The organism is Microbacterium sp. SA156 (assembly GCF_049065455.1).
In the GTDB taxonomy this organism is placed as follows: domain Bacteria; phylum Actinomycetota; class Actinomycetes; order Actinomycetales; family Microbacteriaceae; genus Microbacterium; species Microbacterium barkeri.
In genome coordinates this window covers 21,878-45,665 of record NZ_JBAKGU010000015.1, presented here as the reverse complement: position 1 = coordinate 45,665, position 23,788 = coordinate 21,878, and the positions used below count along the sequence as shown (strand labels likewise).

At 72.5% G+C, this 23,788-nt stretch carries 18 protein-coding genes; 11 read left to right on the top strand and 7 right to left on the bottom strand.

What is annotated here, in order from left to right:
- Positions 1-203 precede the first annotated feature (203 nt).
- The 3 genes from ACOWU6_RS13800 to ACOWU6_RS13790 form a co-directional block, all read right to left on the bottom strand.
- A complete protein-coding gene (locus ACOWU6_RS13800) occupies positions 204-1,034 on the bottom strand; it encodes a histidine phosphatase family protein (RefSeq protein WP_421076035.1) in 831 nt (276 codons plus the stop codon).
- 82 nt (positions 1,035-1,116) lie between these two features.
- Positions 1,117-2,895: a glycoside hydrolase family 3 protein gene (locus ACOWU6_RS13795; RefSeq protein ID WP_421076034.1), complete on the bottom strand. Its 1,779-nt coding sequence runs from the start codon at positions 2,893-2,895 to the stop codon at positions 1,117-1,119.
- The gene (locus tag ACOWU6_RS13790; protein ID WP_421076033.1) at positions 2,892-4,196 is read right to left on the bottom strand and encodes an MFS transporter; all 1,305 of its coding nucleotides are present in this window, start codon (positions 4,194-4,196) and stop codon (positions 2,892-2,894) included. The genes ACOWU6_RS13795 and ACOWU6_RS13790 overlap by 4 nt, the downstream gene beginning before the upstream one ends.
- A gap of 120 nt (positions 4,197-4,316) precedes the next feature.
- Here ACOWU6_RS13790 and ACOWU6_RS13785 point away from each other — a divergent pair, with 120 nt between their 5' ends.
- Positions 4,317-5,585 (top strand): TetR/AcrR family transcriptional regulator, encoded by a 1,269-nt coding sequence (locus tag ACOWU6_RS13785; RefSeq protein ID WP_421076032.1) that lies wholly within the window; start codon positions 4,317-4,319, stop codon positions 5,583-5,585.
- A 24-nt stretch (positions 5,586-5,609) separates the two neighbouring features.
- Here ACOWU6_RS13785 and ACOWU6_RS13780 read toward each other — a convergent pair whose 3' ends face one another.
- Positions 5,610-9,338, bottom strand: coding sequence for a proline dehydrogenase family protein (locus ACOWU6_RS13780; protein WP_421076031.1), 3,729 nt, complete (start codon positions 9,336-9,338; stop codon positions 5,610-5,612).
- A 77-nt stretch (positions 9,339-9,415) separates the two neighbouring features.
- Here ACOWU6_RS13780 and ACOWU6_RS13775 point away from each other — a divergent pair, with 77 nt between their 5' ends.
- Genes ACOWU6_RS13775 through ACOWU6_RS13765 form a run of 3 tightly spaced genes read left to right on the top strand, consistent with a single transcriptional unit; the run spans position 9,416 to position 11,230 of the window.
- Entirely contained in the window at positions 9,416-10,147 is a 732-nt protein-coding gene (locus tag ACOWU6_RS13775) for a hypothetical protein (RefSeq protein ID WP_421076030.1), read from the top strand.
- Complete coding sequence (locus tag ACOWU6_RS13770; protein ID WP_421076029.1) at positions 10,144-10,704, top strand: hypothetical protein; 561 nt, start codon at positions 10,144-10,146, stop codon at positions 10,702-10,704. The genes ACOWU6_RS13775 and ACOWU6_RS13770 overlap by 4 nt, the downstream gene beginning before the upstream one ends.
- Position 10,705: 1 nt before the next feature.
- Positions 10,706-11,230, top strand: coding sequence for a hypothetical protein (locus ACOWU6_RS13765; protein WP_421076028.1), 525 nt, complete (start codon positions 10,706-10,708; stop codon positions 11,228-11,230).
- Here the strand turns inward: ACOWU6_RS13765 and ACOWU6_RS13760 are convergent.
- Both ACOWU6_RS13760 and ACOWU6_RS13755 read right to left on the bottom strand, forming a co-directional pair.
- On the bottom strand, positions 11,120-12,424 hold the full coding sequence (locus ACOWU6_RS13760; protein WP_421076027.1) for a hypothetical protein: 1,305 nt from the start codon (positions 12,422-12,424) through the stop codon (positions 11,120-11,122). The two genes, ACOWU6_RS13765 and ACOWU6_RS13760, sit on opposite strands and share 111 nt — an antisense overlap.
- A gap of 33 nt (positions 12,425-12,457) precedes the next feature.
- Positions 12,458-12,985: an acyl-CoA thioesterase gene (locus ACOWU6_RS13755; RefSeq protein ID WP_421076026.1), complete on the bottom strand. Its 528-nt coding sequence runs from the start codon at positions 12,983-12,985 to the stop codon at positions 12,458-12,460.
- A gap of 151 nt (positions 12,986-13,136) precedes the next feature.
- On the opposite strand from ACOWU6_RS13755, the gene ACOWU6_RS13750 reads away from it, so the two are divergent.
- From ACOWU6_RS13750 to ACOWU6_RS13735, 4 genes are read left to right on the top strand one after another with little or no spacing between them, the layout of a single operon-like run.
- Entirely contained in the window at positions 13,137-13,646 is a 510-nt protein-coding gene (locus ACOWU6_RS13750; protein ID WP_271174330.1) for a GNAT family N-acetyltransferase, read from the top strand.
- Positions 13,647-13,651: 5 nt separating this feature from the next.
- On the top strand, positions 13,652-14,416 hold the full coding sequence (gene cofE / locus ACOWU6_RS13745) for a coenzyme F420-0:L-glutamate ligase (protein ID WP_324013872.1): 765 nt from the start codon (positions 13,652-13,654) through the stop codon (positions 14,414-14,416).
- Between the two features lie 50 nt (positions 14,417-14,466).
- Positions 14,467-14,853, top strand: a complete 387-nt coding sequence (locus ACOWU6_RS13740) for an ArsR/SmtB family transcription factor (protein WP_421076025.1) — start codon at positions 14,467-14,469, stop codon at positions 14,851-14,853.
- Between the two features lie 2 nt (positions 14,854-14,855).
- Positions 14,856-15,512, top strand: a complete 657-nt coding sequence (locus ACOWU6_RS13735; RefSeq protein WP_421076024.1) for an SRPBCC domain-containing protein — start codon at positions 14,856-14,858, stop codon at positions 15,510-15,512.
- Here the strand turns inward: ACOWU6_RS13735 and ACOWU6_RS13730 are convergent, their stop codons facing one another.
- Entirely contained in the window at positions 15,513-16,658 is a 1,146-nt protein-coding gene (locus ACOWU6_RS13730) for an alpha/beta hydrolase family protein (RefSeq protein ID WP_421076023.1), read from the bottom strand.
- Between the two features lie 121 nt (positions 16,659-16,779).
- Here ACOWU6_RS13730 and ACOWU6_RS13725 point away from each other — a divergent pair, with 121 nt between their 5' ends.
- The 3 genes from ACOWU6_RS13725 to ACOWU6_RS13715 all read left to right on the top strand — a co-directional run bounded on the left by ACOWU6_RS13725 (position 16,780) and on the right by ACOWU6_RS13715 (position 23,687).
- Complete coding sequence (locus ACOWU6_RS13725) at positions 16,780-18,726, top strand: bifunctional metallophosphatase/5'-nucleotidase (protein ID WP_421076022.1); 1,947 nt, start codon at positions 16,780-16,782, stop codon at positions 18,724-18,726.
- 186 nt (positions 18,727-18,912) lie between these two features.
- Positions 18,913-22,458, top strand: coding sequence for a choice-of-anchor I family protein (locus ACOWU6_RS13720; RefSeq protein ID WP_421076021.1), 3,546 nt, complete (start codon positions 18,913-18,915; stop codon positions 22,456-22,458).
- 131 nt (positions 22,459-22,589) lie between these two features.
- Positions 22,590-23,687: an NAD(P)-binding domain-containing protein gene (locus tag ACOWU6_RS13715; RefSeq protein ID WP_336619522.1), complete on the top strand. Its 1,098-nt coding sequence runs from the start codon at positions 22,590-22,592 to the stop codon at positions 23,685-23,687.
- Positions 23,688-23,788: the final 101 nt, after the last annotated feature.

The window sequence follows — 23,788 nt, the reverse complement described above, 5'->3', positions numbered from 1 at the left end:
CCCGGAATCGGACCGGTGGGGCTGGTGTGAGCTCCTGGGGCCGACACGCGCACACGCGCCCCACCGATCCGAATCCGGACACGCCTGCGCCGCGCCGGACACGCCAGCGCGACTCCCGACACGCCAGCGCGACGCCGGACACGACCGCGCCCCGCGGACCATCCGATCCGCGGGGCGCGTGCACAGGGCGCCGGGAGCGAGCGTCAGAGCTCGGCGCCGGCCTCCACGTAGCTGAGGTCGTTCACGCTCTCGACGGTCCAGGTGCCGTCGTCGTAGACGAGCTTGCTCACGGCGGCGTTCTCGATGCCCGCCGTGACCTCGCTGAGGTCGGCGTCGAGGGCCTCGAGCGCGACCATGATCGTGATGCCGCTCGAGACGACGAGCACATCGCCGCCGCCGGCCTCGCTCTGCGCCTCCGCGATCTCCGTGAGCGCCTCGATCGCCCGAGCGCCGACGTCGTCGCTCGTCTCGGCGGGCAGCTCCTCATCGGTCGAGGCCGCGGCGATCGCGTCGAGCGCGTCCGTGAACGAGAAGTCGGCGCCGAAGTCGCCGAACATCTCGGCCTGGTCGGCGTAGCCGAGGCTCTGCGCCGCGGTGTTCCACATCACCTCGTTCTCGCTGCCCTCGAAGCTGCCGAACGCGATCTCGCGGAGGCGCTCGTCGCGCTGAGGCTCGAGGGTCTGACCCGCGCCCTCGAGCGCGAGCGATGCGGTGTCGAAGTGGCGCACCATGTCGGCCGAGTAGGCGGCCTCGAACTCGACACCTTCCTCGGCGAGGCCCTCGCCGAGGTCGACGGCGAGCTGCTCGCCGTCCTCGGTGAGCGGCGAGTCGGCCCAGCCCTGCGCGCGCTCGAGCGCGTTGAGGATGGTCTCGCCGTGGCGCGTGAGGTACACGGTGACCGCGCCCTGCTCGCTGGGCGGGGCGGATGCCGTCGCATCGGCGCTCTCGGACGCCGCGCAAGCGGTCGTCCCGCCGACGAGGGCGGCGGTGGCGAGAGCGGCGAGGCCGATGCGGCGCACGTGTGCTGTGTGCACGAAGATCTCCTTCGATCGAGGGGTCGTGGCAGGACGGAGCACCGCCGGCGTCGGGCCACGAGCCGACGCCGGCGGTCCGGGTTCAGGCCGAGTAGCCGAGCCCGTGACCGAACCGGAAGAGCGGGTCGGCCGTGTCGAACGGCACGTCGGGGCGCGACGCCTCGACGGCCGCCATGGAGCGGGGCAGATCGAACGGGAGGCGCCCTGAGGGAGCCGACGCGCCGGTGAGCACGTCGAGCAGCGCGGCTGCGCTCGCGCCCCAGTTGACCGTGACGGCAGCGGCGGCTTCGACGATCGGCTGCAGGATGGCCGGCCGCTCGGCGAACACGTCGACGACCGTCGGCACGTGGCTGGCGATGTCGCGCACATGGGCGACGACGTCGTCGGGGAAGTCGAGCGATCCGGAGTGGAAGAGGTTCTCGAACGCGGTCGGGCGAGCCTCGTACGGCGCCTGCAGGCGGAGGATGGCCGCGTCCGCGTCCTCAGGACGATCGACGACCGATCCGTACGCGGCAGCGACCTCCCGATCGATGCCCTCGACGTAGAGCCGCAGCCCTCGGCGCAGCGGGAGCGCGGGGGCGCCGTCGACCCCGTTCGTCAGCAGCGTGATCGAGGCACGCTGCGCGGCTTCTCCGGCAGCGCGGAACTCCGCGCTGCCCACGATGCGGTCTGCCGCGTCCTCGTCGACGAACGGGTCGTCGAAGAGACCGAGCGCGAACTTATCGCGCAGCAGGCGGCGCGCCGAGATGTCGATCCGCGCCTCTGGCACCTCGCCCGAGGCGACGAGCTCGACGAGCAGCTCGGGGCACGCCTCGCCGCCGAACTGGTCGGCTCCCGCCTCGAGCACCTTCTTCATGCGCTCGCGCGGCGAGAGGTGCTCGACGCCCCAGGCCCGCGCGGGGAACGGGTCGCCGAAGATCTCGGCGTCGGTGATGAGGCCCCAGTCGGTGCACACGACGCCGTCGAAGCCGAACCGCTCGCGCAGAAGGCCCGTGATGACGGACTTGTTGAAGCCGAAGCCGACCTCCTCGTGCTCCGTGCCCACAGGCATCCCGTAGTACGGCATGACCTGGCGCGTCCCCGCGTCGAACAGGGCCTCGAACGGCTCGAGGTGGTGCTCGAACGCTCCGCCCGGGTAGACCTGCTCGCGACCGTGGGCGAAGTGCGGGTCCTCGCCGTCCTTCTGCGGCCCGCCGCCCGGGAAGTGCTTCGTCATGGTCGACACGGACGCGGCCCCGAATGCCTCACCCTGGAAGCCCCGCACGTATGCGGCGCCGAGGCGGGCCGTGAGCTCTGCGTCCTCGCCGAACGTCGCGATCTGCCGCGACCAGCGCGGCTCTGTCGCGAGGTCGACCTGCGGATGCAGTGCCACGCGGATGCCGACGGCGAGGTACTCCTGGCGCGCGATGTCGGCGAAGCGCTCGACGACCTCCTCCGAGCGGATGGCCGCGAGGCCCAGCGGCTCGGGCCACTCGGAGAACGGGCCGGCCATCATCCCGGTGCCGGGGTTGTCGGTGAAGGAGTGCCGCGGGTCGGTCGAGAGCGTGACAGGGATGCCGAGCCGCGTCGACGCCGCCAGCCGCTGGACGGCGTTGTGCCACGCCGCGATCTCTCGCGCCGTCGCCGCCCCGCCGACGAGGTTGAAGTGGGTCATGCGCCGCTGCTCGACGTACTCGACGGCCGACGGCGTCCCGAAGATCGGGTTGGACGCGTCGAGGTCGCCCATGCCGATCATCGTGTGGAAGAGGAGCCCCGCCTTCTCCTCGAGGGTCATCTCAGCGAGGAGCAGCTCGACGCGCTCTTCGACGGGCAGGCTGGCGTCGAGCCAGGGACGGGCAGTCGGCGCCTGGAGGTCGGTCACTTCACTCCCTTGATGCGGTAGACGAGCACGGCGCCGAGGAAGGCCACGAAGGCGCCGAAGAGGTACCAGGTCGAGTAGCCGCCGATCGCCGTGCCCGCGCCGAGGGCGATGATGCCGGGGGCCATCGCCGGCGCGATGGACTGCGGGAGCGCGTTGGCGATGTTGAGCACACCGAGGTCCTTCGCGGTGTCCTCGGCGTTCGGCAGCACCTCCGTCGCGAGCGCGAGGTCGACCGAGAAGAACGAGCCGGCGCCGAGGCCGATGATCGCCTGCGCCACGACGATGACCGGGATCGACGGCGCGAACGCGAGGAGCACCAGCCCGACGACCATGATGAGCCCGGCAGCCGCGACGAACGGGCGGCGCTTGCCGAAGCGGTCGGAGAGGAAGCCGCCGATCGGGCTCGACACGGCCATCGCGAGCGTCGACGCGATGTTGGCGAGCAGGATGGTCGAGATCGCCCCCTGCTCGTCGAGGGCGAACTTCTCGGTCAGGAAGTACGGCAGGTACGTCGCGATGCCGGCGTACCCGAACATGACGAAGAACTTCGTCAGCCAGGTCCAGCCGAAGTCGGGGTGCTTGCGCGGGTTGAAGACGAACGACCCGAAGAACTGCCCGACCGTGAAGCGCTGAGCGGGCTTGTGCTCGAGGCGGCGGTCCTTCAGGACGAGGACGAAGAGGATGATGAACAGCAGCGCGAGCAGGCCCGGCGCGAGGAAGCGCATGAGATCGTCGGCGATGAAGTTGATGAGGAAGCTCCCGCCGAGGATCGCGAGCGGCGTGGTGATGCCGACGACGCCTGAGACGCGGCCGCGGCTCGAGACCGGCACCTGGTCGGGCAGCGTGGCGTTCGCCGCGGCGAGCACAGCGTTCAGCGCGGTCTGAGCCACGCACCATCCGATCAGCACGGCCCAGACGGAGGTGGCCGCGCCGATGAGGCCCTGGCCCGCGAGCCCGACGACGCCGCCGCCGAGGATCCACGGGCGGCGTATGCCGAAGCGCGACGTCGTGCGGTCGGACAGACGGCCAGCGAGGGGGTTCGCGACGAGGGCGAAGAGCGCGCCGACGCCGAGGACGAGGCCGAGCTGGCCGGTCGCCTCCTCGGTCGAGCTGGCGATGTGCTGCACCTTGAACGCCATCGACACCATGACCGGCGTCAGCAGCGCCATGTAGATGCCGAAGTTCACCGTCGCGAGCCCGGGCGTGTAGCCGCGCGGTGTGCGGGCCGGCGTCGTGCCCGGCGCCTTGAAGCCCGTGGTCCCTGCGTAGGCCGCCGATGCGGCCGCTGACATCTCTGTCATCGTCGTGTCCTCTTCTCTCGTCTGCACCGACGAACGCGCCAGCGTACATGAAAAACGACCAACTGGTAACTGAACCTCGACCGATCGGTAACCGAAGTACGATGGAAGCCGGGAGGGCACGTGCAGATCACAGCCGACGCGAGCCGCGGGGCCCGCACCCAGCGCACGCGCGCGGCGCTCGTCGATGCGGCGCTCGCGCTCTTCACCCAGCGCGGCTACCGCGCCGTCTCCCTCCGCGAGATCGCCGCGGAGGCCGGCGTCAGCCATCCCGCGCTGCTCAAGCACTTCTCGGGCAAGGAGGAGCTCCTGCGCCTCGTGCTCGAGCGGTTCGACGAGGACAGGAGCGACGAGCTGCTCGACGACCTCTCGTCGAGCTCAGCCGGGGAGCTGCCGTTCTCGGCGATCGCGCGGCGGAACGCGCGCACGCCCGGCTACCTCCCCCTCTTCTCCTCCCTGATCGGCGAGGCCTCCGCCGCGGCGCATCCCGCGCACGCCGCGCTGCGGGACCGCGCGCACGCGTTCCGCCCCCTCGCCGCCGCGACGATCGAGGCAGCCCAGGCGGAGGGCCTCGTGGGAACGGACCGCACCCCCGACGCCGAGGCCGTGCGTCTCATGGCGGCGTGGGACGCCCTCCAGGTGATCGAGCGGTACCTTCCCGACCGCTCCGACGTCGTCGCGGCGCTCGAGCGGCACGAGAGCCTCCTGTCGTTCCCGCTCGGCTGGCGCGACCCCGAGGACGGGGCGCCGGCGAGGCCCCCCGAGACGCCGCAGATGCCGCCGCTCGTCCCGCCGCCCGCCGAGGAGACGGGGTACCGATCAGGCCGCGCCCGACGCGAGCGCATCCTCGCCGACGCGACGACCCTGTTCTCCCGCGAGGGCTACGGCGACACCAGCCTGCGCGACATCGCGGAGCGCGTGGGCGTGTCGAAGTCCGCTCTGTACCATCACTTCCCCTCGAAGGACGCCCTGCTGCTCGCGGTGCTCGAGGAGCGCGACCGCCGCATCGACCGGGTGGTGGGCTCGATGTCCGGCGACCTGCCTGCCGACGTCATCCGAGGGTTCGCGGATGCCGCGGCCGCGAACGAGCGCGACGAGCCCGGCCTCATCGAGGTCTACGCCGTCATCTCGTGCGAGGCCGTGCCCGCCGACCATCCGGCGCACGCGTACGTCGCGCACCGCTACGCGACCGCGCTCGACGGGTTCGAGAGCATGTTCCGTGCCGCTGCGGCGGCCGGAGACCTCCCGCCGCATCGCGACCCCGCGCACGAGGCGCTCTGGGTGCTGGCCCTGTGGGACGGGCTCCAGTACCACTGGCTCTACGATCGCGACAGTGTCGACGTGGCAGCGCAGCTGCGAGCGCATCTCGCCGACGTGCTGCCGCCGCGCTGATCAGGCCCCGCGCCGCGCTGACCGTCAGATCACGTCGGAGAAGCGGTCGTCGGGATTGCCGAAGCGGTGCGCCGTGATCGAGATCGACTGCTCGCGCAGGAACGGCAGCAGCTCGAGGCGTCCGGCCGTGGTGACCTCTCCCGCATAGACCGCGAGATCGGGATCGCCCTCGACGCGCGCGGCAAGCGCTCGATGCAGACGCTCGACGCTCTCGCGCGATCCGACGAGGCGCGCGCGGGACGGCCGCTCGCGTCGGATCCCGAGGATGTCTTCCGAGGTCGGCACCGCCGCGTCGTCGGCCTCCTCCTCGGAGACGTCTCGAGCCTCGCCGCCCTCGAGGGCCTCGTCGGCGGGCGCGGCTCCGGCCATCCGCTCGATCCACTCCGCGTCGCTCTCGACGAAGACCGGCACGTCGAGCTCGCCGAGCGCACGGCGCACGGCCGCCGGGAGCCCCGACGGCACGCTGAGGGAGAACCAGTCGGCGGCTCGGACGCCCGCGATCACGACCCGCAGCACGGCCTGCCACGGAGCGTCGGCGGTCGCCCGGATCGCGACAGAGGCCGCACGGTAGCGGAAGAGGTTGCGCTCGATTCCGAGCCGCGAGACGTCCTTGACGCGGCCGAACTCGCGGTCCCACGCGATCGCGTCGGACAGCGCGCCGCGCCGCAGCCACTCGAACTCGTCGTACGACAGCGAGGGCTGCGCGGCCTCGATGAGCGCGGCGATGCGCGTGTCGAGCCCGCGCAGGTGCAGCGACTGCGACGACGGGCCTCCGCTCGTCGCGCGCCACGATCCGAGGCCGACGAGGTAGTTCGGCCCTCCGGCCTTGGCGCCCGCTCCGACCGACGAGCGCTTCCAGCCGCCGAACGGCTGCCGCTGCACGATCGCGCCCGTGATGCCGCGGTTGACGTAGAGGTTCCCGGCCTGCACGGTCTCGAGCCACTGCTCGAGGTCGTCGGGGTCGAGCGTGTGCAGACCGGCGGTGAGACCGTAGTCGACGGCGTTCTGCAGCTCGATCGCCTGCTCGAGGCTCGCGGCGTGCATGATCCCGAGCACGGGCCCGAAGAACTCCTCGCGGTGGAAGCGCGAACCGGGCCGCACGCCGATCCGGATGCCCGGCGTCCAGTAGCGGGCATCAGCGTCCTCGAGACGGCGCGGCTTGAGGAGCCACGACTCCCCCTCCTCGAGCTCCGTGAGCGCCCACGCGAGCTTGCCCTGCGGCTCCTCGATCACGGGCCCCATCTCGGAGAGCGGGTCGTGCGGCGGTCCGACGCGCAGCGACCGGGTGGCGTCGACGAGCTGCCGCGCGAAGCGCCGGGAGCGGCCGACCGGCCCGACGAGGATCGCGAGCGATGCGGCAGAGCACTTCTGCCCGGCGTGGCCGAACGCGCTGCGCACGACATCGGCCGCAGCGAGGTCGAGATCCGCCGACGGCGCCACGACGATCGCGTTCTTGCCGCTCGTCTCAGCGAGGATCGGCAGATCGGGGCGCCACGACCGGAAGAGCTGCGCCGTGTCCCACGAGCCCGTGAGGATCACGCGCTCGACGGCGGGATGCGAGACGAGGCGCTGCCCGAGCTCGGGCTCGTCGAGCGCGACGAGGGCGAGCGCGTCTCGGGGCACGCCCGCGTCCCAGAGCGCCTCGGCGACGACCGCCGCGCAGCGCCGCGACAGGTGCGCGGGCTTGAAGACGACGCCCGAGCCCGCGGCGAGCGCGGCGAGCACGCCGCCCGACGGGATGGCGATGGGGAAGTTCCAGGGCGGTGCCACGACCGTGACGGCCGATGGCTGGAAGACGGCCCCGGCCACCCGGTCGAGCTCGCCCGCGTTCGCGGCGTAGTAGTTCGCGAAGTCGACGGCCTCGCTCACCTCGGTGTCGGCCTCGGCGAGCACCTTGCCGGTCTCCGACGCGGCGACCTCGATGAGCTCGGCCCGCCGCGCCTCGAGCGCCCGGGCGGCACGGCGCAGCACGGCCGCGCGCTCGGCCGCGGGGCGCGCGCCCCATTCCCTGCCCGCCGTGCGCACGCGCTCGACGATCTCGTCGAGCGCGCCGGCGTTCGCCACGTGCGACGTCGCGACGGTGTCGGCTCCTGCGCGCGAGTCGGGAATGCGGGCGAGGATCTCCCGCGCCCATTCGCGGTTCGCGGCCAGGGCGGGATCGGTGTCCGGGGTGTTCCGGAACCCCGGCGCGCCTGCCGCCGCCGCGCTCTCCTTTCGCGCGAAGACGGCGGTCTCGACCCAGTCGTCCTCGAAGCCCGCGGCCGACGCGGATTCGCCCGCTGCGATGTCGAGCACGACCTGCGTGAGCTGGCCATCGCCATCCGACGCCGCGTCACCCGAACCGCCATCGAGGTCCGCGTCGTCGACCCGCCGCTGCGCACGGCGCGGCCCGCGCGCGAGAGACGCGTCGTCGGCTCGGCGCACGGCGCCCGCGAAGCGGTTCTCCTCGCGCGCGAAGAGCGTCTCGTCCTCGTGCAGAGAGAAGGCGGCCGACAGGAAGTTCTCGCTCGACGCGTTCTCCTCGAGACGCCGCACGAGGTAGCTCACGGCGACGTCGAACTCGTCGGGGTGCACGACGGGGACGTAGAGGAGCACGCGCCCGACCTCGCGCGAGACCGCCTTCATCTGGCCCTCGGCCATCCCGAGGAGCATCTCGAACTCGACCGCATCGCGCACCGCGCGCTCCCCCGCGAGCAGCCACGCGAAGGCGATGTCGAAGAGGTTGTGGCCGGCCACCCCGATGCGGACGGCCCGCGTGCGCTCGGGCGAGAAGGCCGCCCGCAGGCAGCGGATGTAGTTGGCGTCGGTGTCCAGCTTGGTGTCGTACGGCGCCTGCTCCCACCCGTGCAGAGTCGCGTCCACCCGCTCCATCGCCAGGTTCGCGCCCTTGACGAGCCGGATCTTGATGGGCGCGCCGTCGCCCTCGACGCGCTCGGTCGCCCAGTCCGTCAGGCGGTCGAGCGCCGGCAGCGCGTCGGGCAGGTACGTCTGCAGCACGATCCCGGCGTGGTAGCCGTGCAGTCTCGGGTCGTCGAGCACGCGCTGGAAGACCGCGATGGTGAGATCGAGGTCGCGGTACTCCTCCATATCGAGGTTGAGGAACGTGCCGTTCTTCGCCGCGGAGAGGTAGAGGGGCAGGAGCCGCTCGGCGACGAGCTCCACGGTCTCGTCGAACGCCCACATCGAGAGGCGGCTCGCGATCGCGGACACCTTGACCGACACGTAGTCCACGTCGGGGCGGCGGACGAGATCGTGGATGCCCTCGAGGCGACGCCGCGCCTCCTTCTCGCCCAGCACGGCCTCGCCGAGGAGATTGAGGTTGAGCCGCGCACCCTTCTCGCGGAGCTTCTCGATCGCCGGCCCGAGCTTCTCCGGCCGCGCGTCGACGATGAGGTGCCCGACCATCCGCCGCAGAGCGGCGCGGGCCGCCGGGACGACCGCGATCGGGGCGACGGGAGCGAGGACGCCGCCCGCCTGCACGGCGCGGCGGAGGTACCAGGGCAGGAAGCGCGGCGCCTTCGGGGCGATGCGGGCGAGCTGCGACGCCGCTGCCGAGAGGCTCTCGGGGCGCATGACCCCGTCGACGAAGCCGAGCGTGAAGGGCAGGCCGTTCGGATCCTGCAGCACGCCGGCGAGGCGCTTCGCGGCCGGATCGACCTCCGCCTCAGCCGCCTCGTGGACCCAGCGCCGCGCGAGCGCGACGGCGCGCTCGACCAGTTCGTCCGTGCCCTCGGATGGTGTCTGCTCGGCCATGCGCTCAGCCTACGAGCGCGATCCCCGCGGCGGCGGGCATGGATGATGTGGGTCTGCTGAGTCGTATGCTCTGCGTCATGGAGGAGGCGGAGGGCGCGCGGCCGACGGAGGCCGCCGCCTCGGAGTCGGCGGCGACCGCCGTGAACGCTGCCGCGCTCAGCGGCGGAGGAGCACCCGCCCTCGGCGCGTGGGCGCGGAACCTCATCGACCGCATCCCCACCGGGTGGAGCGCCACCATCCTCACCGGGCTCGCGCTCGGTGCCACGGCCATGTTCGGCGGTCTCGAGGACGCGCCCGTGCCCCCGCCCACGATCGTCTCGGTCGCCGCGGGCGAGGAGCACGTGAACGACGCCCTGCGGATCACGGTGCAGCGCGCGATCGTCATCGACGAGCTGTCCGGGTCGGGGAGCTCCCCCGACGACGACTCCGACGACCGCGTGTTCGCCCTGGTCGTCGACGTCGAGAGCCGGTGGGACCGGCCCCTCTACGCGACGACGACCCTGCAGTCGAGCGTGCTCGCGCCGCACACGGAGCTCGACGAGTTCGACCGGGACGCCGAGATGAGCGTCGTGCGCCTGGAGGACGAGACGTCGGGCGTCGTGCTGCAGCCGCATGTGCCCGAGACCCTGGTGCTGTCCTGGGTCGTCCCGGGTGATCGCTATGCCGACGGCGAGCCCGTGGAGATCGCCCTCCGCGACCCCGAGCTCTTCGTCTACACGACCTTCGAGCACGAGGACGAGTGGACGGACTTCGCCGAAGCCGCGACCGTCTCCCTCGCCGTCGAGGACCTTGGAAGCGGGGCATCGTGATCCGGCGCGCAGCCGCCCTCCGCTGGGGCGCCGGCCTCGCCCTCGTCGGCGCGGCCTGGGGCGTCATGCAGCTCACCCCCGACGACGACGTCATGCGCGAGCCGTTCCGCACCTGGGCATCGGTCGGCGAGCACGTCGAGACCCGCACGCTCGCGGGCGCCGTCACGGACGCACGGCTCGGCGAGCGCATCTCGGACGAGAGCGGATGGCGGGACACGGGGATGTGGCTGGTCCTCGACCTGGAGATCGCCGCCATGGAGACCGACGCCGACCGCTCCCTCGAGCACGTGCGGCTGACCCTCGACGACGGCACGGTGTACACGGCGAGCGAGCGCCCGGAGGACTCCCTCTATCGCGCCCCCACCCACGTCGGGCTTCCGCGCACCGGCAGCGTCGCCTTCGAGCTGCCGCTGGAAGCCGCCGACGAGCGGGCCCGCATCGACATCGGCACCGAGCTCGAGCCGTGGGTCGACGCACTGATCTCCCTCGACCTCGACCTCGGCTCCCTCGAGGTGCGGCCGTCGGTCGAGCTCCTGCCCCTCGGATGGAGCGGCTGAGATGCAGAGGTCCTGGCTGCGACGCAACGCCCTCGCCCTGACGGCGCTCGGCGTGCTCCTCGTCGGCGCGATCGCCGGCATCGGCGGCCCCGCGTGGTGGTCGCGACACGAGACGATGCCGGTCTTCCCGCACACGGTCGCCGCCGGCGAGACCGGCGCGTTCGGCGGCGCCACCTGGCGCGTGCGCAGCGTGGAGGACGTCTCGACGGAGGTCACGTCGCCGCTGCCTCCCGGCGGGCGGGCGATCACGGTCACCGTCGAGGTGTCGCCCTCGGACGACGAACTCGCCTGCAGCATCATCCGCCTCAGCGAGATCGGCGGCTCGCACCGGCAGTGGAATGCGAACCCGCCCGACCTCGACGTGCCCTACGACCCGGAGGTCGACGCGTTCTGCGACGCGTCCGACGGGGATTTCCTACTTGGCTTGAGCTTCCTCGTCCCTCGCCAGGTCGACGGCGCCCTTGCTCTCGACATCCCGGTCCAGGGCGAGACCCCGGCGTTCGTCCGTCTCGAGCTGCCCCGCTGACAGCACGACGCGATCGAGGGTCGCGTCGTAGGCGGACGCGACGAGCGCGAGCCGCAGCGGCTCGACGATCAGCGGCATGACCAGGAGGATCAGCCGATCGAAGACGCCCCAGAACGTCGCGAGATCGTGCGGGCCGACGAGGCGCGTGATCGCGTAGAGGAGGACGGGCTCGAGCAGGAGCGTCACGCTGTACAGCAGGATGAACCCGCCGATGAGAACGGGCCCGCCTCGGAGCATCAGCCGGATCGCGCCGTAGATGGGCGCGACGCGCGACGCGGCCATCCCGCCGAGGTCGTTCAGCCGTCGCTGCGCCGACGCGGGAAGGCGCGACAGACGCGTGCGCGCCGCCCGGATGACGCGGTGATCGAGCTCGAGCCCGCGCGCGCTGATCGCGACGCCGTAGACGACGCCCGCGATCGCGAGCCACGCCAGCGGAAGGGAGACGACCTCGACGAGCTGCGTGACCAGCCACCAGAGTGCTTCCCACGCCCACGCGACGGGAGTCGCCGCGCGGGCGATGGCGTCGCCCACGCCCTCGGCCCAGGCCGTCGCGGCGCGGCTCTCGACCCAGTCGCGGACGGGCGCGGAGAAGGACTGGATGATGAAGCCGACGCAGAAGGTCCACACGAGCTCGAAGACCACGGCGACGGCCGCCGTCCACTCGGGCAGCCGGTCGCGGAACCTCGTCCAGAGAGTGCGCCCCGTGAACGCGACCACGATGAGCACGATCGTCAGCGCGCTCACCTCGACCTCGACGATCCGCGAGAGGTCGGCGCCGCTGTCGCCCCAGCCGAGGTCCGTCGCGTAGAGCTCGCCCGCGCGCCGGGCCCAGTCCAGCCGGTCCTCCTCGAGATAGCCGGCCGCCACGTAGAACGCGATGAACGGGATCATCGCCGCGATCAGGGCGTCGATGAAGAAGTCGCGCCGCTCTCGGCGATCGACGGGAGTCGGCGCGACCTGCTGCAGCGCGGCCATCCCGTCCCGCATCACGAGGAGCATCGCGACGAGCGCGACGAGCCGGAACAGCACGCCGAGCGCGAGGAGCATGAGCCCGCCGATGCCCGAGTAGAGCCCCACGTAGGCGGCGGCCTCGACCGCGAGGTGGCGCCCGAGCTGCCCGAAGAGGAACCACGCCAGCAGCGCCGGCCAGTGCGCGAGCAGCAGCCTCCCCATGGTCCCGAGCATCCGGAGCATGCGTTCACGGTAATGCCCCGGGACCGGGCGACATCAGTCCCAGATGCTGGGGGCGGGGCGCCGCGTCGACGGCAGCGCCGCCGCGTCGGCCCACGTGTGGATCCACTCGTCGACCTCGGGAAGGCCCTCGGGCACGTGCACCGCGGCGAACAGGTCGTCGTGCGGAACCGGCCCGCCGGGGCCGAGGAGGCGCGCTCGCACGATGGCGCGCGCGAAGACCTCGCCGTCGACCACGGCGCGGTGCTCCATGTAGAGCGCGCGGTGGTCGCGGCCGATCCAGCGCGTCTCGAGGTCGAACCGCTGCCACAGGTCGAGCGAGCGGCGGAAGGTGATCGTCTCGCTCGAGACGACCGGGTACCAGCCGCGGGCGCGGAAGACATCGGTGAGTCCGGCCTGCTCGAGCATGTCCCAGCGCCCCAGGTCGAACAGCGACAGGTAGCGCCCGTTGTTGAGATGCCGCAGGAGGTCGATGTCGGTCGGCAGCACGCGGAGACGGATGCGGTAGACGTCGGTGAGGGGCCGCGTCCCGCGACGGCGCCTGCGCAGCTTCGCTCGGAGCATCACGAAGAGGGTTCGCCAGAGCACGTTCACGGGTCCGGACGCTACCGGCGGCGCGCGCCCGGGCCGCTTTCCTTGTGCTCGTCCCACAACCCCGCGGCCGGCCATCCCCCTCCGATTTCGCCCCTCCTCCGGGCGCGCGTAATCTGACGGCATGGCCACCGAAACGCACGCCGACGTGCTCGTCCGACCTGTCCGCGATGTCGACGTCGAGGCACTCGGACGCGTGCACGCGAAGGTCTGGCACGAGACCTACGACCAGCTGATCAGCAAGGCCACGCTCGAGAACGTCTCGCCCAAGCGCCTGGCCGAGCTCTGGACCCACTACACGGCCCTCGGCCCCGAGTACCGGATGGCCGCCGCTCTCGTCGACGGCGAGATCATCGGCTTCGCGGGCTCCGGTCCGGCGCGCGACACGGACGCCCCGGCCGCCCGGGAGCTGTACTTCGTGTACCTGCTCGACTCGTGGCACCGCAAGGGCATCGGCCGCGCGCTCTTCGACGCGGTCGTCGAGAAGGACGAGCCGCTGTACCTGTGGCTGGCCGAGCAGTACCCCGGCGCCCGCGACTTCTACGAGAAGCGCAACCTGCGCCTCGACGGCGGTCGGCGCGAAGAGGCGTTCCTCGGTGAGACGATCACCGAGGTGCGCTACTCGCGCAGCTGACGCGCGTGCTGCAGATCTGGGCGCTCGCCGGCATCGGCGAGGTCACGGCGGACGACGACCTCGCCCAGCTCATCGGCGACGCGCTCGCGGCGGCGGATGTCCCGGTGGCGGATGGCGACATCCTCGTCGTCACGAGCAAGATCGTCTCGAAGGCCGAGGGCCGGTTCGTGGTCGCCGACGACCGCGAGGACGCCATCACGCGCGAGACCGTGCGGGTCGTCGCGACGCGCACCGCGCCGTCCGGGCACACGACGCGCATCGTCGAGAACCGGCTCGGGATCGTGTCGGCGGCGGCGGGCGTCGACGCGTCGAACACACCCGAAGGCACGGTCCTGCTGCTGCCGGAGGATCCGGATGCGTCGGCGCGCGCGCTCGCGGCGGCGCTCCGGGACCGGTTCGGCGTGCGCCTCGGGGTGCTCGTCTCGGACACCCTCGGCCGAGCCTGGCGCGACGGGCAGACCGACCACGCGATCGGCGCGGGCGGCGTGCACGTCTTCGAGGATCTGCGCGGCGAGGTCGACGCGCAGGGCCGTCCGCTCGTCGTGACCCTCCCGTGCGTCGCGGACGAACTGTGCGCCGCAGCCGACCTCGTCAAGCGGAAGGCGACGGGGATGCCCGTCGCGGTCGTGCGCGGGCGCGGCGACCTCGTCGGCGACCTCGACCTGCCGGGCGCCCGGTCGATCGTGCGCACCGGGGAGCGCGACATGTTCCGACTCGGCGCCGACGAGGCGTACGCCGAGGGCTACGCCGCTGGCCGCGCCGCGCGCTGACCACTGAGTTAAGCATTGACTTATATAAGCGCCAGGTGAAGAATGGGCGCATGCACGCGCTCGATGTCCTCGGGGATCCGGTCCGCCGGCGCATCCTCGAGCTCCTGACCGACGGCGAGACCGCCGCGGGAGACCTCGGCTCGGTGATCCAGGCCGAGTTCGGCATCAGCCAGCCGGCCGTCTCCCAGCACCTGCGCGTGCTCCGCGAGCAGGGGTTCGCGACCGTGCGCGCCGAGGGCGTCCGGCGGATCTACGCGGTCGACCCGCGCGGGATGCAGGCCGCGAGCGCATGGCTCACCCCGTTCGAGCGCTTCTGGCGGGGCCCCCTCGCGGCACTCGACACCGAGCTCGCGCGCGGGCGGCGCGCGCGCCGTGCGGAGGGGCCATCCGAGCGCGAAGACGATGACCGGGAGCCTCCCGGCGACAGAGAGGAATGATCATGGTGGACATCCAGGCGCAGCTCGATGCGGTCTCGCGCGAGCTGCGGGAGGACGAGGTCGACGGGCACGCTGCGCACGTGCAGACCATCGCGCAGGAGTACCCGTCGGGCATCGACGACGTGTGGGAGGCCGTGACCGCGCCCGAGCGCATCGCCCGCTGGTTCCTCCCCGTGTCAGGAGACCTGCGGCTCGGCGGCCGGTACCAGCTCGAGGGCAACGCGGGCGGCGAGGTGCTCGCGTGCGCCGCACCGGACGGCGGCTCGGCGGGCTACCGCGTCACCTGGGAGTACGGCGGAGGCGTGACGTGGCTCGCCGTCCGCCTCAGGTCCGTCGCCGACGGCCGCACCCGGCTCGAGCTCGAGCACACCGCGCGCACGGCGGATGTGCCGCCGGGCATGTGGGAGACGTTCGGCCCCGGGGCGACCGGCGTCGGATGGGACCAGGGCCTCCTCGGCCTCGCGCTGCACCTCGGCGCGGTCGAGGGCGCGGTCTCGCCCGCCGAGGCCGAGGCGTGGCAGCTGTCGGACGAGGGGCGGGCGTTCACGCGCGCCGCCGCGGACGGCTGGGCGGCCGCCCACGTCGCGGCAGGGGCCGACCCGCAGGCCGCTCAGGCGGCAGCCGATGCGACCTTCGACTTCTACACGGGCCAGCAGTGATCAGGCGACGTGCGCGCGCAGCCACGCGCGCACCGTCTCGGTGAACCACTCGGGCGCGACGTTGTACTCCCAGGAGTGATCGGCCGCCGGCGCCTCCTGCACCTCGACGAGCCCAGGGTTCGCCGCCGCGAACCGCTCGGTCGAGTCGAATGGCACCGTGCGGTCGGCCCGCGAATGCACGACCAGCGTGGGCACGGCGAGGCGCCCGGGTCGCGTCCAGTCCAGCTCGTCCAGGTCGACCGGTGCGCGCATGCCCGCGAGCCGCGACAGCAGCGGATGGCCGAGCGCGGCGCACGCGATGCGCGCGGCCGCCCCGGGCAGCGGGACGCCCCCGGCCGCCGCACCCGATCGGATGGCCGCGCGCCAGTCGGTCGCGGGGCCGACGAGCACGAGGCCGGCGATCCGCTCGCGATGCGCGCTGCGCTCCGTGAGCCGCAGCGCGATCCCGCCGCCCATCGACCAGCCCACGAGCACGATCCGCTCGGCGCCCTGCTCGACCGCGAAGCCGATCGCGGCATCGACGTCGTCCGCCTCGTCGAGCCCGAGACGGCTCGCGCCTCCCGGTGCAGGGGCCGCGTCGCCGTCGCCGCGGTACGAGACGACGAGGCTCGACAGGCCCTCGGCGTCGGCCGCGGGCACGGTGCGCAGTGCGCCGTCGCGCGTCGAGCGGATGCCGTGGATGTGGATGGCCCAGGTCGCGTTCTCGGCCGGACCGAAGCGCCACGCGGGCGCGGGCCCGCTCGGTGCGTCGATCAGCACATCGACGTGCGGTCCGACGTCCGAGGGGAGGGCGTGCACGTCCCCCTCCCAGCTGACGCCTCCTCGACCGGGAGGGCGTCCGGAGACCTCGCGCAGCTCGCGCGTCACCGTCCGAGCGTCCTCGGCGACGACCGGGCCGACAAGGGCGTACCCGTCCTCGTACCGCATGCCGAACACCCCGGGATGACGCGTCTTGAGCGATGCCGCGAGCACGACCATCCGCTCGTCTGCCGCGAGCACGCGCTCGTCGTCGTGCGGTCGCCAGCGGACGACCCGGCGCGCGAACGCCGCGGCGAGCGCGACGCCGAGGGCCCCGACCGCCGCTCCCCCGGCCGCGGCTCCCCCGAGCACGCGGACGACGATGCGGGGGTCGCGCGGAGTTCCCATGGTGCTCGCCAGCGTATCCGTCTTCCGCGGCCTGCTCTTCCCCTCGCCCCGTCGCCGGGGCAGGATGGCGGAGTGTGCGCGACCCGCGCCATCCATCCGCTCTCTCACGACGAGGATCACGATGCCCTCTCCCTCCCTCAGACGCGTGACCGGCGTGGCCGCCATGACGGCCGCGTGCGCTCTCGCCTTCCTCCCCGGGGCGGCGCACGCCGCCGTCGAGCCCGAGACGACCGATCTCCGCGTGCTCACGATCAACGACTTCCACGGTCGGATCGAGGCGAACGGCGACGAGGTCGGCGCGGCCGTCCTGGCGGGCGCCGTCGCGCAGTTCAAGGCCGAGAACCCGAACACGATCTTCGCGTCGGCCGGCGACAACATCGGCGCCTCGACATTCACCTCGTTCATCCAGGACGACAACCCCACGATCGACGCGCTCGTCGCCGCCGGACTGGATGTCAGCGCGGTCGGCAACCACGAGTTCGACCAGGGCTTCGCCGACCTGCGCGACCGCGTCATCCCGCGCTACGGCAGCGGCGAGTGGGCGGCGGGTGTGGACTTCGCGCTCGGCGCGAACGTCTACGCGAAGGGCACGACCGAGCCTGCGCTCAAGGAGTACGCCATCCGCGAGGTCGACGGCGTGCGCGTGGGCTTCATCGGCACCGTGACGAGCGACACCGCGACGCTCGTGAGCCCCGCCGGCATCTCGGAGCTCGACTTCGGCAGCCAGCTCGAGGCGGCTAACCGCGTGGCCGCCGAGATCGCCGACGAGACCGACGTCGTCGTGCTGCTCACGCACTCGGGCGCGGCGACCGAGGACTGCGCGGCGATCGCCGGCGAGCAGTCGGAGTACGGCGAGCTCATCCGCGAGGCGTCTCCCGAGATCGACGCCATCGTGTCGGGCCACACGCACCAGCTGTACTCGTGCGACATCGCCGACCGCCCCGTCATCTCCGCCCACCAGTACGGCACGACGCTCGGCTCGCTCGAGATCAGCGTCGACACCGCGACGCACGAGCTCGTGTCGATCGCGGGGTCCACGGTCGACCTCGCGACGCAGGAGCTGGACGAGAACGGTGAGGAGATCGACGTCCCGCAGTTCCCCGCCGACCCCGAGGTTCAGGCGATCGTCGACGCGGCGACCGAGGAGGCGGACGTGCTCGGCCAGGAGGTGGTCGGCACGATCAGCGCCGACATCCTGCGCGGCGGCAACCCGCCGGGCGACGACCGCGGCGTCGAGTCGACGATGGGCAACCTCGTCGCCGACATCTACCTCTGGTCGACGTCGCCCGAGTACGCCAACTACGGCGGCGAGCCCGCCGACATCGCCGTCATGAACCCCGGCGGCCTGCGCGACGACCTGCTCTACGGCGAGGACGGCACCGTGACGTACGAGGAGGTCGCGGCGGTTCAGCCGTTCGGCAACACCCTCACCACGACGACGCTCACGGGCGCCCAGCTCGAGCAGCTCCTCGAGGAGCAGTGGCAGCCCGGCAACGAGCGCCCGAAGCTGCACCTCGGCATCTCGGACGGCTTCGCGTACGAGTACATCGAGGACGCGCCCGCGGGCGAGCACGTCGTGTCGATGACGTTCCAGGGCGAGCCGATCGCCGCCGAGGACGAGTTCCTCGTGACGACGAACTCGTTCGTCTCGGCGGGCGGCGACGGCTTCACCGCCTTCCTCGAGGGCACGGGCACGTCGGACACGGGTCTCATCGACCTGTCGGCGACGGTCGACTACTTCGCCGCGCACGAGGTCGTCGACCCCGCGCCGCTCGGCCGTGCCGCCGAGTACGTCGCGGAGCCGACGCCCACGCCGACCGCGACGCCGACCGCCACGCCGACCGCGACGCCGGAGCCGACCGAGACGCCGACGGCGTCTCCCGAGCCCACGGCGACGGCCACGCCCGAGCCGACGAGCGAGCCCTCGACGCCGCCCACCCAGAAGCCCGAGGACGAGCACCTCGCGCCGACGGGGACGGACGTCACGTGGGGCCTGGCCGCGGCCGCGGCCGGTCTCGTCGCGGCAGGCGCGCTCCTCGTCGCCCGTCGACGCCGCGAACGCGCGTAGCGATCACCCACGGCGCCCCGCGACGATCCGTCGACGCGGGGCGCCGTGCTGTGCGCGCGGAGGGGGCGCCGACCTCGCCGACAGGCGTTCGCCATCCGTTCACGTCGGCGACACCTGCCGACGACAGGGTGGAGCGCGGTGCCCGGGCATCCCGACCCGGCGCTCTCTCCGACCACGAGGACAGCGATGCCTTCTTCTCCCTTCCGTCGCGCCGTGGGCGCGGCCGCCGTCGCGGCGACCGCGTGCGCGCTCGCGATCGCGCCCGTCACCGCGGCGAGCGCAGCTCTCGTCCCCGATCCGCTCGTCCACGCCTCCGCGGACGCGCCGTTCGATCTCGTGCCCACGGGCACGTTCGAGACCGGCGTGTTCGACGAGGGCGCGTCCGAGATCGTGCAGGCCCACGGCGACCGCCTCTTCTCGATCAACGCCGCCGAGGGGTCGGTGAGCGTTCTCGACATGAGCGACCCAGCCGCTCCCACCCTGCTCTACACGATCGGCGCCGAGGGCTTCGTCGCCAACTCCGTCGCGATCCGCGAGGACGGGCTCGGCGTCGTCGCGCTCGAGGTCGCCGATGACAAGACCGCGGACGGCGCGCTGCTCTTCTTCGACGCGGATGCCGAGTCGGCGACCGTGCTCGGCACGGTGACGGTCGGCGCTCTGCCCGACATGGTGACCGTCTCACCCGACGGCGCATACGCGCTCGTGGCGAATGAGGGCGAGCCTGCCGACGACTTCTCGAGCGATCCCGAGGGCTCGATCGGCATCGTCACGCTGCCGGAGGCCGGCACGCTCGCCGCGCCCGCACAGGCGGATGTCCGGATCGCCGACTTCCACGCGTTCGAGGGCGGCGCACTCCCCGCCGACGTCCGCGTGTTCGGCCCGCGCCCCCACGGCGACGACCTTCCCGTGTCGCGCAATCTCGAGCCGGAGTACATCGCCGTCTCGGGGACGACCGCCTATGCGGCACTCCAGGAGGCCAACGCGGTCGCGGTGATCGACGTGCCGACCGCGACCGTCACCGACATCTGGTCGCTCGGCTTCAAGGACTGGGGCCAGGTCGCCCTCGACCCGTCGGACCGCGATCCCGAAGACGCCCCCACGATCGACCTGCGCACGTTCGAGGGTCTGCACGGGATGTACATGCCCGACGGCATCGCGTCGTACGAGGTGGACGGCGAGACCTACCTCGTGACGGCCAACGAGGGCGATGCGCGCGAGTGGGGCGACTACGTCGAGCCCGCCCGCGTCAAGGACCTCGGCGAGGTCGACGACGAGACCGGGCTCATGACGGGCTACGGGCCCGTGTGCGAGACCGCCTTCGACGCGGCTCTGCTCGAGGACGACCAGCTCGGTCGCCTCGAGGTCACGACCGAGCTCGGCTTCGACGAGGAGCAGGGCTGCTACGACGAGCTCTACGCCTACGGGGCGCGCTCGTTCTCGATCTACACCGCCGACGGCACGCAGGTCTTCGACTCGGGCGCGCAGTTCGAGGAGATCACGGCCGGGCTGCTGCCGGAGCACTTCAACGCGGGCCACGACGACAGCGAGCTCGAGAGCCGCAGCGACGCCAAGGGCGTGGAGCCCGAGAATCTCGCCGTCGGGGAGGTGGACGGCCGCACCTACGCCTTCATCGGCTTCGAGCGCCTCGGCGGCGTCATCGCGTACGACATCTCCGACCCCGCGTCGCCCGCGTACGTGACCTACGTGAACAACCGCGACTTCTCGGTGTCGGCTGCGGACGACATCGAGGCCGCTCCCGAGCGCCAGGCCGAGATCCTCTCGCAGGCCGGCGACCTCGGGCCCGAGGGCCTCGACTTCATCCCCGCGAGCGCGTCGCCCACCGGCAAGCCCCTGCTCGCCGTCGGGAACGAGGTGTCCGGGTCGACCACCCTCTACACGATCGACGATGGCACGACCGAGGGGCGGATCCTCACGATCAACGACTTCCACGGTCGAATCGAGGCGAACGGCGACGAGGCGGGCGCCGCGGTGCTCGCGGGCGCTGTCGCGCAGTTCAAGGCCGAGAACCCGAACACGATCTTCGCGTCGGCCGGCGACAACATCGGCGCCTCGACGTTCACCTCGTTCATCCAGGACGACAACCCCACGATCGACGCGCTCGTCGCCGCCGGGCTGGATGTCAGCGCCGTCGGCAACCACGAGTTCGACCAGGGCTTCGCCGACCTGCGCGACCGCGTCATCCCGCGCTACGGCAGTGCCGACCTCGCGCTCGGCGCGAACGTGTACCTCAAGGGCACCGACACCCCCGCGCTCGAGGAGTACGCCGTGCGCGAGGTCGGCGGCGTCCGCGTCGCCTTCATCGGCACGGTCACGAGCGACACCGCGACGCTCGTGAGCCCCGCCGGCATCTCGGAGCTCGAGTTCGGCAGCCAGCTCGAGGCCGCCAACCGCGTGGCCGCGGAGATCACGGCGGATGGCGCCGCGGACGTCATCGTGCTGCTCACGCACTCGGGTGCGGCATCGGAGGACTGCACCTCGGTCGCCGATGAGCAGTCGGAGTACGGCGAGCTCATCCGCGAGGCGTCTCCCGAGATCGACGCCATCGTGTCGGGCCACACGCACCAGCTGTACTCGTGCGACATCGCCGACCGCCCCGTGATCTCGGCGCACCAGTACGGCACGACGCTCGGCGCCCTCGACTTCCAGGTCGACGACGCGACGGGCGAGCTGCTCTCGATCGCCAGCTCCACCGTCGACCTCGTCGCCCAGGAGACCGACGAGCTGGGCGAGGAGATCGACGTCCCGCTTTTCCCGGCCGACCCCGAGGTGCAGGCGATCGTCGACGCCGCGGCGGCCGAGGCGGACGTGCTCGGGCAGGAGGTCGTCGGGCGCATCAGCGCCGACATCCTCCGCGGCGGCACCCCGCCCGGCGACGACCGCGGCGTCGAGTCGACGATGGGCAACCTCGTGGCGGACATCTACCGGTGGGCGACGTCCGCGGAGTACGCGAACTACGGCGGCCGACCCGCCGACATCGCGATCATGAACCCGGGTGGTCTGCGCGACGACCTGCTCTACGGCGAGGACGGCACCGTGACCTATGAAGAGGCCGCGGCCGTCCAGCCGTTCGGCAACACGCTCGTCACGACGACGCTCACCGGCGCGCATCTCGAGCAGATCCTCGAGGAGCAGTGGCAGCCCGGCAACGAGCGCCCGAAGCTGCACCTCGGCATCTCGGACGGCTTCGCGTACGAGTACATCGAAGACGCTGCGGCCGGAGAGCACATCGTCGAGATGACGTTCGACGGAGACCCGATCGCCCCCGAGGACGAGTTCCTCGTGACGACGAACTCGTTCATCGCGTCGGGCGGCGACGGATTCACGACCTTCGCGGAGGGCGTCGGAACGGCGGACACGGGCCTCATCGACCTGTCGGCGACGGTGGACTACTTCGCCGCACACGAGGTCGTCGACCCCGCGCCGCTCGGCCGCGCCGCCGAGCACGTCCCGGGTGAGACCCCGGCTCCCGAGGCACCCGAGGAGACGCCGGCACCGGAGTCGCCCGCGCCGGAGAGCCCCGCGCCGGAGACGCCCGCGCCGGAGGAGCCCGCGCCCGAGTCGCCTGCGCCGCAGGAGCCGCAGGCCGAGCAGAAGCCGCAGGGCGAGCTCGCACCGACGGGTGGCGACATGGCCGTCGTGGGCGGCATCGCGGCAGCCATGCTCATCGCCGTCGGCGCGCTGCTGTTCGTCGTGCGCCGTCGACGCGTCTGACGCGACCGGATCAGGGGCCGCCCCGCGACGTGCGTCGCGGGGCGGCCTCCTCCGTATGCGGAATGATCGACTCCGCGTACATCCATGCACTCGCATGGAATACGCACCGCGCCGCCCGCGTTCCCCCGGATATGACTCCGCAGCCCGTCGACGTCGTCGTCATCGGCGCCGGGCAGGCCGGACTCTCCGCGGCCTACCACCTCCGTCGACGGGGCTTCGCTCCGGTGGACGAGGGCGGCGAGCGCACCTTCGTCGTGCTCGACGCGAACGCCGCACCGGGTGGCGCGTGGCAGCATCGCTGGGCCTCGCTGCGCATGGGCACGGTCAACGGCATCCACGAGCTCCCCGGCCATCCTGTGCCTCAGGCGGATCCGGCGAGCGCGAGCCGCGACGTCCTCCCCGCGTACTTCGCGGAGTACGAGCGGATGTTCGACCTGCGCGTGCACCGTCCGGTCGCCGTGCGCGCGGTGCGGCGGGAGGACGACCACCCCGATGGCCGCCTGCGTGTCGAGACGGATCGCGGCGCCTGGTCGGCGCGCTTCATCGTCAACGCCACGGGAACGTGGACGAGCCCGTTCGTCCCGCGATACCCGGGCCAGGAGCGCTTCCTCGGACGCCAGCTCCATGTCGCGGACTACGTCTCCACCGACGAGTTCGCCGGGCAGCGCGTCATCGTCGTGGGCGCCGGCATCTCGGCCGTCCAGCTGCTCGACGAGATCTCGCGCGTTGCCGACACCGTGTGGATGACGCGGCGCGAGCCGCAGTGGATCGACGACGACTTCGACGAGGCGGCTCGCATTGCGGCGATCGCCGGTGTCGAGGAGCGCGTGAGCCGCGGGCTCCCTCCCGGCAGTGTCATCTCGGTGACGGGCATGCACTGGACGCCCTGGGCGCGGGCCGCGCGCGACCGCGGAGTGCTCGTGCGCCATCCGATGTTCGCGCGGATCGAGGAGGACGGGGTGCGGATGGCCGACGGCGCGTTCGTCGCGGCCGACGCGATCCTCTGGGCCACCGGGTTCCGGCCGGCGCTGCGTCACCTCGCGCCCCTGGGCCTGCGGACACCCGATGGCGGCATCCGCGCGTCGCACGGGCGCGCCCTCGACGAGCCGCGGCTCTTCCTCATCGGGTACGGGCCGTCCGCGTCCACGGTCGGCGCGAACCGTGCGGGCCGCGCGGCGGTGAACGCCATCGTCGCTGAGCTCGACCGCGCGGGCGCGCAGGCGGCGTGATCGACCCGCCACCGCCATCCGCTACGCTGTCCGTTACCGTCCCGCACCCGGGACCGCGATGACGCGGCACGACCCCTGCCGGCACCTCTCCGCCGCTCCCC